The sequence below is a fragment of the Pseudoroseomonas sp. WGS1072 genome (assembly GCF_049340465.1).
GTDB lineage: Bacteria > Pseudomonadota > Alphaproteobacteria > Acetobacterales > Acetobacteraceae > Pseudoroseomonas.
Genome location: NZ_JBMPSU010000001.1, coordinates 412,068 through 425,499, shown reverse-complemented (window position 1 = coordinate 425,499; position 13,432 = coordinate 412,068). Strand labels below are relative to the sequence as shown.

At 71.2% G+C, this 13,432-nt stretch carries 11 protein-coding genes; 3 read left to right on the top strand and 8 right to left on the bottom strand.

What is annotated here, in order from left to right:
* Nucleotides 1–11: 11 nt before the first annotated feature.
* From glgA to ACF3NH_RS02045, 4 genes are all read right to left on the bottom strand, one after another.
* On the bottom strand, nucleotides 12–1,460 hold the full coding sequence (glgA, locus tag ACF3NH_RS02060) for a glycogen synthase GlgA (RefSeq protein WP_422921682.1): 1,449 nt from the start codon (nucleotides 1,458–1,460) through the stop codon (nucleotides 12–14).
* Nucleotides 1,460–2,737, bottom strand: a complete 1,278-nt coding sequence (gene glgC / locus ACF3NH_RS02055; RefSeq protein WP_198366029.1) for a glucose-1-phosphate adenylyltransferase — start codon at nucleotides 2,735–2,737, stop codon at nucleotides 1,460–1,462. Before glgC ends, glgA begins: the two co-directional genes overlap by 1 nt.
* A 228-nt stretch (nucleotides 2,738–2,965) precedes the next feature.
* Nucleotides 2,966–3,202, bottom strand: coding sequence for a hypothetical protein (locus ACF3NH_RS02050; protein WP_198366030.1), 237 nt, complete (start codon nucleotides 3,200–3,202; stop codon nucleotides 2,966–2,968).
* 185 nt (nucleotides 3,203–3,387) lie between these two features.
* Nucleotides 3,388–3,789, bottom strand: coding sequence for an MAPEG family protein (locus ACF3NH_RS02045; protein WP_422921680.1), 402 nt, complete (start codon nucleotides 3,787–3,789; stop codon nucleotides 3,388–3,390).
* Nucleotides 3,790–3,949: 160 nt separating this feature from the next.
* On the opposite strand from ACF3NH_RS02045, the gene ACF3NH_RS02040 reads away from it, so the two are divergent.
* Together ACF3NH_RS02040 and ACF3NH_RS02035 are read left to right on the top strand one after the other, a co-directional pair.
* Entirely contained in the window at nucleotides 3,950–6,889 is a 2,940-nt protein-coding gene (locus tag ACF3NH_RS02040; protein WP_422921679.1) for a glycosyl hydrolase, read from the top strand.
* Between the two features lie 97 nt (nucleotides 6,890–6,986).
* Nucleotides 6,987–7,448: a nuclear transport factor 2 family protein gene (locus tag ACF3NH_RS02035; RefSeq protein ID WP_198366033.1), complete on the top strand. Its 462-nt coding sequence runs from the start codon at nucleotides 6,987–6,989 to the stop codon at nucleotides 7,446–7,448.
* A 55-nt stretch (nucleotides 7,449–7,503) separates the two neighbouring features.
* Here ACF3NH_RS02035 and ACF3NH_RS02030 read toward each other — a convergent pair whose 3' ends face one another.
* The 3 genes from ACF3NH_RS02030 to htpG form a co-directional block, all read right to left on the bottom strand.
* Complete coding sequence (locus ACF3NH_RS02030; protein WP_422921678.1) at nucleotides 7,504–7,704, bottom strand: hypothetical protein; 201 nt, start codon at nucleotides 7,702–7,704, stop codon at nucleotides 7,504–7,506.
* 70 nt (nucleotides 7,705–7,774) lie between these two features.
* On the bottom strand, nucleotides 7,775–9,352 hold the full coding sequence (locus ACF3NH_RS02025) for an aldehyde dehydrogenase (NADP(+)) (protein WP_422921677.1): 1,578 nt from the start codon (nucleotides 9,350–9,352) through the stop codon (nucleotides 7,775–7,777).
* Between the two features lie 117 nt (nucleotides 9,353–9,469).
* The gene (htpG, locus tag ACF3NH_RS02020) at nucleotides 9,470–11,308 is read right to left on the bottom strand and encodes a molecular chaperone HtpG (protein WP_422921676.1); all 1,839 of its coding nucleotides are present in this window, start codon (nucleotides 11,306–11,308) and stop codon (nucleotides 9,470–9,472) included.
* 151 nt (nucleotides 11,309–11,459) lie between these two features.
* Between htpG and ACF3NH_RS02015 the strand changes: the two genes are divergently transcribed.
* Nucleotides 11,460–12,686, top strand: coding sequence for an ABC transporter substrate-binding protein (locus ACF3NH_RS02015; protein WP_198366037.1), 1,227 nt, complete (start codon nucleotides 11,460–11,462; stop codon nucleotides 12,684–12,686).
* Between the two features lie 21 nt (nucleotides 12,687–12,707).
* Here the strand turns inward: ACF3NH_RS02015 and ACF3NH_RS02010 are convergent, their stop codons facing one another.
* The gene (locus ACF3NH_RS02010; RefSeq protein ID WP_198366038.1) at nucleotides 12,708–12,965 is read right to left on the bottom strand and encodes a hypothetical protein; all 258 of its coding nucleotides are present in this window, start codon (nucleotides 12,963–12,965) and stop codon (nucleotides 12,708–12,710) included.
* Nucleotides 12,966–13,432: the final 467 nt, after the last annotated feature.

The window sequence follows — 13,432 nt, the reverse complement described above, 5'->3', positions numbered from 1 at the left end:
CGGCCGGGAGACTAGCGGGACTGCAACTCACGGTAGAGCGATGCATAGCGCGCCGCGGGGCGGCGCCAGCTCACATCGCCGGCCATCCCGGCGCGCTGCGCGCCGCGCCAGGCCGCGTGGTCGGCCCAGAGCGCCGCCAGCCGGTCCAGCGCCGCCTCCAGCGCGGGGGCGGAGGGCGGGGCGAACTGCAGCCCGGTCCCGACCCCGGCGGCCAGCGCCATCTCGTTGGCGTCGATCACCGTATCGGCCAGCCCGCCGACCCGGGCCACCACCGGCAGGGCACCGTAGCGCAGGGCGCAGAGCTGGGTCAGGCCGCAGGGCTCGAAGCGGGACGGCACCAGCAGGGCGTCGCAGCCCGCCTGGATGCGATGGGCCAGCCCCTCATCATAGCCGAGCCGGGCGCCGATCCGGCCGGGATGCGCCTCGGCGGCGGCGCGGAAACCGGCCTCCAGGCCGGGATCGCCGGTGCCCAGCACGGCGAGCTGCATGCCGTGGCGGAGCAGGGCCGGAACCGCCTCCAGCACCAGGTCCATGCCCTTCTGCCAGGACAGCCGGCTGATCACGGCCAGCAGCGGCGCGGCGGGGTCCGGCGCCAGCCCCATCTCGGCACGCAGCGCGGCGCGGTTGGCCTCGCGGCCCTCGAGCCGGCTCGCGTCGTAGGAGGCGGCGAGGTGCGGATCGGTGGCCGGGTTCCAGACCCCGGTGTCGATGCCGTTCAGGATGCCGCTGAGGGTCCGCCCGCGGCTGCGCAGCAGGCCGTCCATGCCCATGCCGCCTTCCGGCGTGCGGACCTCGGCGGCATAGCTCGGCGAGACGGTGGTGACCCGGTCGGCCAGCCGCAGCCCGGCCTTGAGGAAGCCCAGCGCGCCGTAATACTCCACCCCCTCGACCGACCAGGCATGCGGCGGCAGGCCGAGAGCGGTCAGCAAGGCACCGGGGAACTGCCCCTGGAAGGCCAGGTTGTGCACCGTCATCACGGTGCCGGGCCGCCCCTCTCCGCCATAGTGCAGATAGGCGGGGGCCAGGCCGGCCTGCCAGTCATGCGCGTGCACGACATCGGGCAGGAAGCCCGGCAGCAGGCCGCGGCCGATTCGTGCCGCCGCCTGGGCCAGGGCGGCGAAGCGGAAGGCGTTGTCCGGCCAGTCCTGCCCGTCCGGGCCGGAATAGGGGTTGCCCTCGCGGGCATAGAGGGAGGGCGCGTCGAGGATGAAGAGGTCGAGCCCGGCGGCGCGCGCCGCCAGCAGGCGGGCGGGATGGCCGAAGAGGCTGTCGCCGAGATCATGCGCCGTCTCGGCCCGCTCCAGCGCGCGCAGCACGCGGGGATAGCCCGGCAGCAGGGTGCGGGTGACGACGCCCTCGGCCTCCAGCGCGGCGGGCAGCGCGCCGGCGACATCGGCAAGCCCCCCGGTCTTGACCAGCGGATAGACCTCGGAGGCGACGGAGAGAAGGCGGAGGCTCATCAGCGCGCTTTGTCGTCCAGCATGTCCAGCATGGGCTGCGTGATCAGGCAGATGCCCTTGTTGGTGCGGCGGAAGCGCCGCGCGTCCAGCTCCGGATCCTCCCCCACCACCATGCCGGGGGGGATCTGGATGCCGCTGTCCACGATGGTGTTGCGCAGCCGCGCGCCGCGGCCGATATCCACGCCCGGCAACAGCACGCATCCCTCGACCGCGGCGTAGGAATTCACCCGCACCGAGGGGCAGAGCACCGAGCGGCGCACCGAGCCGCCCGAGACGATGCAGCCGCCCGACACCAGGGAGGCGGTGGCCATGCCGCGGCGGCCCTCCACATCGTGCACGAACTTGGCCGGCGGGGTCAGCTCGGCATAGGACCAGATCGGCCATTCGCGGTCGTAGAGGTCGAGCGCCGGGACCACCTCGGTCAGGTCGATATTGGCCTGCCAGTAGGCATCCACGGTTCCGACGTCGCGCCAGTAGGCCTCGGCCTCCTGGCCGGAATGGACGCAGGATTCGGCGAAGCGGTGCGCGTAGGCGCGGCCGTGGCGGACGATGTAGGGGACGAGGTCATGGCCGAAGTCGTGGCTCGACTGCGGGTCGGCCGCGTCGCGCCGCAGCTGCTCGGCCAGGAAGCGCGTCTCGAAGACGTAGATGCCCATGCTGGCCAGGGCCATATGCGGCCGGTCCGGCATGCCGGGCGGGTCCTTGGGCTTCTCCAGGAAGGAGATGATGCGTCCGTTCGGCTCGACATGCATCACGCCGAAGCCGGTGGCCTCCAGGCGCGGCACCTCGATGCAGCCGACGGTGACATCCGCGCCGCTGTCCACATGCTGCTGCAGCATGCGTTCGTAATCCATCTTGTAGACATGGTCGCCCGCCAGGACGACGATGTGGCGGGGCGCGTAGCTCTCGATGATGTCGAGGTTCTGGTACACCGCGTCCGCCGTGCCGGTGTACCAGCCGGTCTCGGAGACGCGCTGGCTGGCCGGCAGGATGTCGAAGGTCTCGTTGCGCTCGGGGCGCAGGAAGTTCCAGCCGCGCTGCAGGTGCCGGATCAGGCTGTGCGCCTTGTACTGGGTCGCCACGCCGATACGGCGGATGCCGGAGTTCAGCGCGTTGGACAGCGCGAAGTCGATGATGCGCGACTTGGCGGCGAAGAAGACCGCCGGCTTCACGCGCCGCTCGGTCAGCTCCATCAGCCGGCTGCCCCGCCCACCGGCCAGCACGAAGGCCATGGCGGTGCGGGCGATAGGCCCCTCGATCGTCGGCCTGGAGGGCATGGATGGCGAACTCCCCTGAAACATGTCCTGCCAAAGCGCCCGCCCGGCGGCGGTTGCCGGCTACGGGAAGCGATCTTGCCCGTCCCGCACCGGCGGGCGCCGGCGTGGGACGGGAGGGCATTGAGACATGCTTTGCACGGCCGCGCCATGGTGCGTGGCGCAAAAATGAGCCGCGTCGTCGCAGCGGAGCGGCAGGGCCGCGCCGTGCGGGGGGGAGGGGCGGAAGGCTCAGTCGGCGGATTGCACCAGACGCAGGCCGGGCGCCTCGACCTCCTCCGCCTCGGCCGTGTCATTGGCGGGCTCGACGCTGAAGGCGAGGATGCGCTCGGCGGCGTCCACCTCCATCAATGCCTCCAGGATGGTGCGGCGGTCGGGGCCGGGGCGCTCGTCGAGCGCATCGACCAGCAGAGCCTGCGCGACCTGAACACGAAGCTGCACCTCGTGGAGAGAATCCCGGAGATCCATCGTTTGATTGCCTTATGGGGGGTAGCAGGCGCTTTGTACGATTGTGTAAAAATCTCGTCCATTATTATGATTGAGACGCGGCTCACGCCCCGATTGCGTCTCGCCGCACGAAATTCGGATGGCCGTCACGCCTCTCCTGCGAGGGACCGCGGCAGCAACCCGTATCCCCGGTTGCCGCCGGGACCTCATCCGGCCCAGGGCAGCGCGGAGCCCAGCACCATCAGCAGCCCGGCCACCGAGACGCCCCAGGCCAGCGTCCGCAGATAGGGAATGCCTGCGGCGTAGAGCGGCAGATAGGCCAGCCGCGCCCAGACGTAGATCGCCGCGCCCAGCGCGCTCGCCGATCCGCCCCGACCGCTCAGCTGGACGAGCAGGACGGCACCCAGGAAGAAGGGGAAGGTCTCCATGAAATTGGCCTGGGCCCGTTGCAGGCGGCCGGCCATGCCGGTCAGCGGCGGCTGCGGCGTGTCCCGGGGGCCGAGCGCCCAGGGCAGGCCGGACTGTCCGCGCGCCGCGGCGGCGGCCAGGACCAGGTGCAACAGGCCGAGCAGAAGGCTCCAGGCCAGCCAACGCAGTTCAGGGCTCATCGGGGAATATCCTGTTCAGGGCAGGGCGCATTGCCGTCATGCCCGCAATGGTTGCATCAAATCTAATAAATTCTAGCGCCCTTAACGGCTTCTTGACCTCTTGCCGCGATTCTGGGCCCAGGGGCGGCCCTGGCCGCACTCCTTCCAGAAGGCGGGCAAGATGACTGCACTTGGCGTTTATGTCGGCAACAATGCGGGTCAGGTCTCGACCTTCGAGAAGTGGCTGGGGCGCGAGGTCGACAGTGTCCACGGCGTCGTCGGCTTCGCCAACTGGAACGACTTCGTCAGCAGCGCCAGATGGATGGTCAACGACCTCTGGAAGAACACCGACCGCGACATCTTCTGGTCGGTGCCCCTGATCACGCGGGACGCCAACCTCTCCTCCGCCGCCCGGGGCAGCTACAACCAGCACTACAAGTCGGTCGCGGAAACCCTCCTGAACGGCACGCCGGGCACCGACAAGATCCATATCCGCACCGGCTGGGAATTCAACGGCGACTGGTTCCACTGGAACGCCATCGGCAAGGAGCAGGACTTCATCGGCGCCTTCCGCCAGATGGTCACCACCTTCCGCTCGGTCTCCGATCGCTTCGTCTTCGAATGGAACGTCGACGCCGCCTCGGGCGGGATGAACCCGGCCAATGCCTATCCGGGCGACGACTATGTCGACATCATCGGCATGGATTTCTACTGGAAGCCCGAATATGTCGGCAGCGATCCGGTCAAGGCCTTCGAGACCATCCGCGACTGGAAGTACGGGCTGAAGTGGCTCGAGGCCTTCGCCGACGCGCATGGCAAGCCCACCGCCTATTCGGAATGGGGCATCAAGACCGACACCGCCGCGCCCTACATCAAGCTGGTGCAGGAGTGGTTCGAGAGCCACGACGTGGTGCTGCAGGCCTACTGGGATTCCGACGCCGCCTATCCCGGCCGCCTGTCGGACGGCACGGAGCCGAAGTCCGGCGCCGCCTACAAGGACGCCTTCTCGGGCCCGGGCATGGAGGGGCCGGCCGTCGTCACCCCGCCCACGCCCGCGCCCGCCCCGGCTCCGGCTCCGGCCCCGGCGCCTGCGCCCACGCTCCCCGCCGCCAGCGGCGACAGCACCACCACGACCGCCGCCAGCGCCGCCGCCACGCGCAGCCTTCACGGCACCGGCGGCAAGGACACGCTGACCGGCGGCGACGGCCATGACGCGCTCCACTCCCATGGCGGCGGAGACACGCTGAAGGGCGGCCGAGGGGACGACACCTATTACATCGGCGCCCTGACCGATCAGGTCGTGGAACTGGCCGGCGGCGGCGTGGACACGGTCTCGACCTGGATCAGCGGCTATGTGCTGCCGGACCATGTCGAGAACCTGACGCTGACCGGCACCGGCTGGAGCAGCGGCACCGGCAATGCCCTGGCCAACCGGCTGATCGGCAACGACAGCCCGAACGTGCTGAACGGCAAGGGCGGCAACGATCTGCTGACCGGCGGCGGCGGCAACGACACCTTCGTCATCGCCCGGGGCGAGGGCAACGACACCATCACCGACTTCCGGGCGGGCAACGGACTGGGCGACGTGCTGCGGCTGGACGGCTTCGCCTTCGCGAACTTCGCCGCGGTCAAGGCGGCGGCGCGGCAGTCGGGCGGCGACACGGTGATCGATCTCGGCGGCGGCCAGAGCGTGACGCTGAAGGGCGTCGCCCTCTCCAGCCTGGCGGCCGACGACATCGCCCTGGTCAACAGCACCGCCACCGCGCCGTCACCGGCCCCGGCGCCCGAGCCTTCGCTCAACCCGCCGTCGCCGCTGCCCTCCGCCACCACGACCTCGGCCGCCAGCGCCGCCTATACCCGCACCGTCTGGGGCAGCGCGAAAGCGGAGACCCTGATCGGCACGGACGGCCACGACCAGCTCGTCTCGGCCGGCGGCGGGGACACGCTGAAGGGCGGCAAGGGGGATGACACCTATGTCGTCTACACCGCCACGGACAAGGTGGTGGAACTGGCCGGCCAGGGCATCGACACCGTCACCACCTGGCTCTCCGAATACACCCTGCCCGAGCATGTCGAGAACTTCGTCGCCACCGGAACCTCCTGGACCCAGGCGACCGGCAATGGCCTGGCCAACCGGCTGACCGGCAATGACAGCCCGAACGTGCTGAACGGCAAGGGCGGCAACGACATGCTGACCGGCGGCGGCGGCAACGACACCTTCATCCTGGCCCGGGGCGAGGGGCATGACATCGTCACGGACTTCGCCAGCGGCGACAGGATCTCGCTCCAGGGCTTCGGCTTCTCCGACCTGGGGGCGGTGAAGGCGACGGGCCGCCAGGTGGGCAACGACGCCGTCCTCGACTTCGGCCAGGGCGACGGGCTGACGCTGCGCGGCGTGCAGCTGGAGGCGCTGAAGGCGGCGGATTTCGGCTTCAGCGCGAGCGCCGCCGCCGAGGCCCCCGCGCCCGCACCCGCGCCCGCACCGGCCCCCTCCACCGGCTCCTCCGCCCCGGCGGCCGGAACCGCCTCGCTGCCGCTCAGCGCGGAGCCGGCGAAGTGGTTCTACGGCACGGCCAGGGCCGAGAGCTGGACCGGCACCGCGGGCGCCGACGGCTACAAGTCGCTGGGCGGGGGCGACACCATGCGGGGCGGGGCGGGCGACGACACCTATGTCGTCTACAGCGCCACGGACAAGGTGGTGGAACTGGCCGGCCAGGGCACCGACACGGTCACCACCTGGATCGACGCCTACACCCTGCCGGACCATGTCGAGAACCTGATCTTCACCGGCACCTCCTGGTCGAAGGGCACCGGCAACGCGCTCGACAACCGCATCATCGGCAATGCCGGCAACAACGTGCTGGACGGGCGCGGCGGCAATGACGTGCTGACCGGCGGGGCCGGCCGCGACACCTTCATCGTCAACAAGGGCATGGGCCATGATGTCATCACCGACTTCCAGGCGGGCGTGGACCAGCTGCAGCTGAAGGGCTTCGGCGCGGAGGCGACGGTCGGCCAGGCCGGGCAGCTCCTCACCATCCAGGATGCCGGCGGCTGGACCAGCCACGTCACCCTGCTCGGCGGCGTGACGCTGGGCCACGGCGACTACGTCTTCGCGTGAGGCGGGGAGGCGCCGCCGCCTCCCTTGCTCCTTCCCTGGACCTTCCCACCGGCGCGGCATAACGTCGCGGAACAAGAACGAATCCAGGGAGGGTCCGATGATGATGTCTCGCAGGGGCGTGGCGCTGGCCGCCGCGCTCTGTCTGTCGGTGGGGATCGCCGCGCCGCGCGCGGCGGCGGCGCAGGAGGCCCGGGGTGGCGAGGCCGTGGTGGCCCGCGCCGTCGATGCGCTGACCGAGGCCATGCTCAAGGTGGACCGCGCCCGGCTTGCCGCCCTGACGGCCGAGAAGCTGAGCTACGGCCATTCCGCCGGTCGCATCGAGAACAAGGAGCAGTTCATCGCCTATCTCGAATCCAAGGCGAGCGCCTTCACCCGGATCGAGCTGAGCGAGCAGACCATCGACCTCGCCGGTCCGAACGCCATCGTGCGGCACCTGATGGTGGGCGAGACCGTCTCGCCGGCCGGCCAGACGACGCCGGTGCGGATCGGCGTGATGCAGGTCTGGCAGAAGGACGGGAACGACTGGCGGCTGCTGGCGCGCCAGGCCTTCCGCCTCTGAGGCCGCCCGCCTCTGAGTCTACGGGGGGAGGGGACGGGTCCCGCCCCCTCCCGCCTCAGCCCCGCCTCTGGCCGATCAGCCGGGCGATCACCATCAGCACGATGCCGAGCGTGATCACGCCCGAGGTCGCCGGGTCCTCGCGGATGACATCCATCACCGTCTGCGGGATCCAGAGCAGCACGTCCCACCCCAGCAGCCGGGCCGCCAGGCCGAGCGCCACGAGCAGACTGCCGATGAACCAGAGCCGTGCCGCCATGCCGCCTCCCCAGGGCGGGCGGCGTCATGCCGCCCGGCCGGGGGGTCTAGCACAGCCGCCCCGGCCGTGCTCAGCCCTGCGTCAGCGTGCCATCCACCCGCCGCCAGAGGCCGAGCGGATTGTCCTCCCGCAGCGACGGCGGCAGCAGCGCCGCCGGCAGGTTCTGGTAGCAGACCGGGCGCAGGAAGCGCTGGATGGCCAGGGTGCCGACCGAGGTCGAGCGCCCGTCCGAGGTGGAGGGGTAGGGCCCGCCATGCACCATGGCATGGCTGACCTCGACCCCGGTCGGGTAGCCGTTCACCAGGATGCGGCCGACCCGGCGCTCCAGCACCGGCAGCAGTGACCGCGCCGTCTCCAGATCTCCCTCATCCATCTGCAGCGTGGCGGTGAGCTGGCCTTCCAGCCGCTCCGTCAGGGCCAGCACCTGCGCCATGTCGGTGCAGCGGATGACCAGCGAGGCGGAGCCGAACACCTCCTCCGACAGCGCCGGATCGGCGATGAAGTGCTCCGCCGTGGTCTCGAACAACGCCGCCTGGCCCTGCATCTCGTCGCCGGCCTGGCCCTCGGCCAGCTTCCGGACGCGGTTGTTGCCGGCCAGATGCCCGACGCCCTCGCGATAGGCCTTCAGGATGCCCGGCGTCAGCATGGTCTGCGCCGCGGCGCCGGAAAGCGCCCCGGCCGCGGCGGCGGTGAAGCGGTCGAGGTCGGGCCCGTCCAGGCCCAGGATCAGGCCGGGATTGGTGCAGAACTGCCCGGCGCCCATGGTGAGCGAGCCGATGAAGTCGCGGCCGATGGCCTCGGCCCGCGCCTTCAGCGCCTCCGGCAGCAGGTAGACCGGGTTGATGCTGCTCATCTCGGCATAGACGGGGATCGGCTCGGGCCGGGCGGCGGCGGTCTGCATCAGCGCCGTGCCGCCGGCGCGCGAGCCGGTGAAGCCCACCGCCTTGATGCGCGGATCGGCGACCAGGCCCTGCCCGACCACGGCGCCGGAGCCGAAGAGCAGGGAGAAGACGCCTTCCGGCAGGCCACAGGCCCGCACCGCCGCCTGGATGGCGCGGCCGACCAGCTCCGAGGTGCCGGGATGCGCCGAATGCGCCTTCACCACCACCGGGCAGCCGGCGGCCAGCGCCGAGGCGGTGTCGCCGCCGGCGACCGAGAAGGCCAGCGGGAAGTTGGAGGCCCCGAAGACGGCGACCGGGCCGAGCGGGATCATCCGCAGCCGCAGGTCCGGGCGGGGCAGCGGCTTGCGGTCGGGCAGGGCGGGGTCGATGCGCGCCTGCTGCCAGCCGCCATCGCGGATCTCGGCGGCGAAGAGGCGGAGCTGGCCGACCGTGCGGCCGCGCTCGCCCTCCAGCCGGGCACGCGGCAGGCCGCTCTCGGCCATGGCGCGGACGATCAGCTCGTCGCCGATGTCGAGGATGGCCTGGGCGGCCGCGTCCAGGAAGGCGGCGCGCGCCTCGGGGGCGGTCTCGCGGTAGCTGTCGAAGGCGGTCCAGGCCAGAGCGCAGGCGCGCTCCACATCCGCCGCCGTGCCGCCGCCGAAGGCGGGCTCCATGGGCTGGCCGGTGGCCGCCTCGACGGCGCGCACGGGCCTGTCGGTGCCGCGCAGGGCCGTGGCGCCGATCAGCATCTCGCCGGTGATGGGCATGGACATCTCCCCCTTGGGCCGCCGTGTTGTACGATGACCATACGCATGGGCGAGAATGGCCGGGAAATCAAGTGCGGTCCGCCGCCGCCGCCCGGTGGCCGGGCGGCGGCGATCCGCTCAGCCCAGCCGCGCCGCTAGGGCTTCCGTCACCTGCCGGGCGAAGGCCGCGGGGTCGCGCGGGGTGTCGCCATCCTGCAGCCGCGCCAGGTCCAGCAGCAGCCCGGCCTCCTCCCGCAGCTCGGCGCCGGCCGCCGCGCGCTCCGCCAGGCGGCGGATCAGCGGGTGGCGCGGGTTCAGCTCCAGCACCGACATCTCGACGCCGAGGCCCCGCCCGGCGCGGCGCAGCAGCCGCTGCAGCGAGAGGTCCGGCGCGCCGGGCATGGCGGCGAGCGCCACGGCGCTGTCCACCAGGCGCTCGGTGGCGCGCACCTCCGTCACCTCGCCCTCCAGCGCCGCCTTGAGGCTCGGCAGCAGGCCTGCGAGATCGGCCGGGGGCTCGGCCGGCGCGCCCTCGGGGGCGAACCGCGCCAGGTCGGCGCTCTCCTGCGTCACGCTGCGCAGCGGCCTGTCCTCGAAGCGCTCCAGCCGCTCGGGCCAGAAGTTGTCGATCTGGTCGGAAAGCAGCAGCACCTCCAGCCCGCGCGCGCGGAAGCCCTCCAGCTGCGGCGAGGCGGCGAGTGCCGCCGGGTCCTCGCCCACGAGGTAGTAGATGGCCTCCTGCTCCGGCTTCATCCGCGCGACGTAATCGGCGAGCGAGGTCCAGCCCTCCTGGCCGGTGGAGCGGAAGCGCAGCAGCGGCGCGACATCCTTGCGGTGCTCGGCATCCTCCCAGGCGCCTTCCTTCAGCACCGGGCCGAAATTCTCCCAGAACCGCGCATAGTCCTCGGCCTCCTTCGCGCGGCTCCGCAGCTCGGAGAGCACGCGGCCGGTCACCGCCTTGCGGATGCGGCCCAGCACCGGCGTCGCCTGCAGCATCTCGCGGCTGACGTTGAGCGGCAGGTCCTCGGTGTCCACCACGCCCTGGACGAAGCGCAGCCAGGGCGGCAGCAGCCCGGCCTGGTCGGTGATGAACATCCGCCGGACATGCAGCCGCACCCGGCTCTCGCGCTCCCCCTCCACCGCCTGGAAGGGCTTCATGCCGGGGATGAAGAGCAGGGCGCTGAACTCCAGCGTCCCCTCGGCACGCCAGTGCAGCGTCGCCCAGGGCTCGTCGAAGACATGGCCGAGATGGCGGTAGAACTCGGTGTAGCTCTCCGCGCTGACCTCCGACTTCGGCTTGCGCCACAGCGCCGTGCCCTCGTTGGCCGGCTCCTCCTTGCCGTCCTGCAGCAGGACGATCGGCACGGTGATGTGGTCGGCCCATTTGCGGATGATGGTGCGCAGCCGCAGCGGCTCCAGGAACTCGGCGGCATCGGCCTTCATGTGCAGCACGATGTCGGTGCCGGCCTCGGCGCGGCCCGCGGGCGCCAGGGTGAACTGGCCGCGCCCCTCCGAGGCCCAGAGCCAGGCCTCCTCGCTGCCCGCCGCGCGCGAGGTCACCTCGACCCGATCGGCCACCATGAAGGCGGAATAGAAGCCGACGCCGAACTGGCCGATGAGGTTCGGCCGGTCGGCGGCCTGGCTCTCGGCCAGGGCCTTGGCGAAGGCCAGGGTGCCGGAGCGGGCGATGGTGCCGAGATTCTGCGCCAGCTCCGCCTTGCTCATGCCGATGCCCGGATCGGAGAGGGTGAGGGTGCGCGCGGCCTTGTCCGGGACGATGCGGATCCGCGCCTCCCCCGGCAGGCCGAGCTCCGGCCGGGTCAGCGCCTCGAAGCGGCGCTTGTCGATGGCGTCGGCCGCGTTGGCCACAAGCTCGCGCAGGAAGATCTCGCGCTCCGAGTAGAGGGCGTGGACGACCAGATCCAGCAGCCGCCCCACCTCGGCATTGAACTCATGCCGCTCCACCGTCTCGCTCACAGGCCTCTCCTTGGATGGATGCTTTGTCGCGAGGCGCGATATGCGCGGGGCGGGCGCCGGTTTCAACGGCGCTTGCGGCACCGCGGCAGAGCCGCCAAGCTCGCGCCCGCGGCGCCGGGCGCCGCGACGTTCGAGGAAGGAAAAAGACCGGATGACCGAGTTCCGCCGCCGCCATCTGCTGGCGGGGGGCGCCGCCCTGCTGGCGCCCCTGCCGATCGCCCGCGCGCAGCAGGCCGCGCCGGTCCGCATCGGGGTGCTGGCCGACTTCTCCGGCCCCTATCGCGACACCTCCGGCCCCACCGCCCTCGCCTGCGCCCGCCAGGCGGCCGAGGATCTGGGCCTGGCCGCGCGCGGCATCACGGTGGAGTTCGTGCAGGGCGACCACCAGAACAAGCCCGACGTCGCCCTCGCCCTGGCCCGCCGCTGGATCGACCAGGACGGCGTCGACATGATCTGCGAGGTCAACAACTCGGCCATCGCCCTGGCCGTGGCCGGGCTGGTGCAGGAGAAGAACAAGGTCCAGGTGAACACCGGCGCCCTCTCCGCCGCGCTGACCGGCGAGCGCTGCTCGCCCAACACCGTGCACTGGACGGCCGACACCTACATGCTGGCCAAGACGGTGGGCAGCGCCACGGTGCGCAACGGCGGCGACAGCTGGTTCTTCATCACCGCCGACTACGCCTTCGGCCACCAGATGGAGAAGGATCTGACCCGCTTCATCCAGGCCGCGGGCGGCAAGGTTGCGGGCTCGGCGCGCTTCCCCTTCCCGGGCACCACCGACTTCGCCTCCTTCATCCTGCAGGCGGCGGCCAGCCGGGCCAAGGTGGTGGGGCTGCTGATGGCCGGCGCCGACATGGTGAACTGCATCAAGCAGGTGCAGGAGTTCGGTCTGTCGCGGCGCGGGGTGAAGGTGGCCGGCACGCCGATGTTCGTCACCGATATCCACGCGCTCGGCCTGGAGACGGCGCAGGGTCTGCTGCTGGCCGAGGCCTTCTACTGGGACCTGAACGACCGCACCCGCGCCTTCCTGAACCGGGTCAAGCCCAAGGTGCCGAACAACTGGCCGAACCAGGAACAGGCCGGCACCTATTCCGGCGTGCTGCATTACCTGAAGGCGGTGGCCGACCTCGGCCTGCCGGCGGCGAAGGCGAGCGGCGCCGAGGTGGTGCGGCGGATGCAGGCCATGCCGACCGACGATGACTGCTTCGGCCCCGGCACGCTGCGCGCCGATGGCCGCAAGATCCACCCCTCCTACCTGTTCGAGGTCAAGGCGCCGGGCGAGAGCCGGGGTGCCTGGGACTACTACAACCTGCGCGGCACGCTGGCGGCGGAGGAAGCCTTCCGGCCGCTGAAGGAGGGCGGCTGCCCGCTGGTCTGAGGCCGCGCGCGGGGTCGCCCTCTACCGCAGCACCTGCGCGACCCTCTCCGCCTCCTTCTCCGGCATCTGCGCCGCGAGGGTGCCGATCAGACGGAGCAGCTCGGCCTGCTCCGGCCCGTTCCCCCGGGCCAGGAAGGTCGCCACCGGGATCTCGGAGACGGCCCCGCCGGAGGGAGCGTTGGGCTCGTGCCGCACGAGCGCGCCCCGGTCCGGGTCCTGCACGAGGTACCAGGAATCGCCATTGGAGCTGCCATGGATCAACCGCTCGGCCTTGGGCATCGGGACGCCTCCTTGTTTCCAGGAGGATGAACGTCTCGGCCCGCTTTTCGTCGCCGTCCTGTCCCGCGCTTTGGCCAATCGCTCCGCGGAGAACCCGCAAGTCCGGGATGAGCGCATGACGCCCCATGGCGGGACGGTGCCGCCGAGAGCCTGAGTTACGGCTCGGATCGGAGGAGGGAGGATGGTGCCCAGAGCCGAGCGGCGGAAGCCCCGGTAAATCAGCAAGTTAGTTCTCAGTGGGACCGCAGCAAAAGCGAGGAAATTCAACGGCCTTCTAATCCGGAAAGTCCCACTTTTTCGGGTGCGGGGCAAGCCGGAAGCGGGGGGGCGAGCGTGCTCCGCGCAACCTTGAGCGCGACCAGCAAGACTGTTCGCGTCTGGTGCTCGCATTGTGGGTGCCATCACCAGCACGGTGCCGCCGGCATCCTCGATGGGCAGAACCCGCACCGTCAGGCGCACTGCCATCG